Genomic DNA, 1,616 nt, shown 5'->3' on the forward strand with positions numbered 1-1,616 from the left:
CTTGGAACTTGAGACCGCCGATTGTGGGATATTTTAAAAGAATGTTGGTATTGTTCTCAACCAGAGGATGCTGACGCGATTTATGTTAATCATGATTTCTTATCCAGAGACCCCCTTGCTTTTATGGAATGGATTTTAAACCATGTATTATCAATAGATCGAACTATTTACGATAGAGTTGATTTAAAAGCACATATAGCCTTAGCTTGTGTAATAATTATGGGGGATATTGTTAAAAGGGCTAAATTACAACCCTTTCCTGTTAATTCTATTACGATTTCTGATGACTTAAAGTCGTTTATTGAATTGTTAAAGCTAAAGTTAGATATAATTTTGGATAGGTCTGTTATGGATGCATTTGGTTGGAGTTATATGGAAGCTCGGGAAATAAAAATCCAGGTAAACAAATTCTTAGATAAAGAGCTTTTCAGGTTAGACAAGTATATTGCCAAGGAATTAAAAAATTGTATCCCTGTAACTAGGTTTTCTGAAAATGATAAGCACAAGGATACATCAGATCTTAAAATTATATACAAGGCTTGGAAGCTAACTAATATAAATTTCTGGAATAGCTTTCAAAGTTGTTCTGCTATTAACGTGAGTTATACAAAAGGTATACCGCCAAAAGTTCTTGAGTATTCTTTTAAAGGGTGTTCATCATATTATTTTTCTTCTAGAAGTGGTAAGGAATTAATTGGTAATGAGTTTTTTGGTGCCGAGGCTGTAGGTAGACTAATTAATGCATTGGCTTCTGAGTTTAAGTCTATAGCAAGCACAACTGGGCTTAAGAGAGATGAGGATTATACTTGGTTTATTTGCGAAGAAGATAGAGACTCAGATACATTAAAGAAGTTTGAGGGCAAATATGGCGTGCGGATAAATACAGAAAATATCGTATACTCTAATTGTAACCGTAGTTTCGCTGTTGAAAGTAATACTGCAGAATTAGTTTTGCATAATTGGACGTTTCTACCATGGTCAGAAAGTACTACCCCTGTAATTATATACGGTTTTTTGGAATTCGAAGATATAGTTACTGGCGTGGCTGCTATATATTATGATTTACATATACTGAAACCAAAGGGTGTTCATTTAGTTATCATCTAAGAGTTGTGCGAAGATAATGTTTATTTTAATTCGTAAGCATAAGTATAGATTATGGTATGACATATGGCAGTAAAGTAATGATCCATAATAGTTGCAAATTGTTGGTCACTGATAGTGAGAAGGTCGTTAATAATTTTATCAACTCACTATGGTCACCTCGTTAAGAAAATAAACTGAACGAGGCAACCCATGGCAAGCAGCGTCGATGATGAAGACTTGTACTCGTTACTCTCAATCCTATACAGATGAGGCACCGGGTCTCGCCGACCGTATCAGTGCCGCTGCCCGTGAGCTGGGTCAGCAGCCCAGCCAGCTCTGTCAGTGGCGCGCCAACGGTCAAGAGAAACAAGTTCCAGGTCCTAGCCGATGAGCATACTCGTCTCAAGCGCGAACTGACCGGTAAGTCGGGAGAGCTTGGGCGAAGCAGCAGTCATCGGGATACGCAAGACAAGGCGCCGCGAAGAGACGTGTCCGATGTCTTCGCGGGCGTGATGTGTCGCTGATGTGTC

The 1,616-nt window shown here is 38.6% G+C and carries 1 protein-coding gene; it reads left to right on the top strand.

Going from position 1 to position 1,616, the window contains the following annotated elements; genetic code table 11:
- The first annotated feature begins 21 nt into the window (after nt 1–21).
- Nucleotides 22–1,107, top strand: coding sequence for a hypothetical protein (locus tag BF12_RS0111895; protein ID WP_156941173.1), 1,086 nt, complete (start codon nt 22–24; stop codon nt 1,105–1,107).
- Nucleotides 1,108–1,616 lie beyond the last annotated feature (509 nt).

The sequence above is a fragment of the Cobetia crustatorum genome, from assembly GCF_000591415.1.
GTDB lineage: Bacteria > Pseudomonadota > Gammaproteobacteria > Pseudomonadales > Halomonadaceae > Cobetia > Cobetia crustatorum.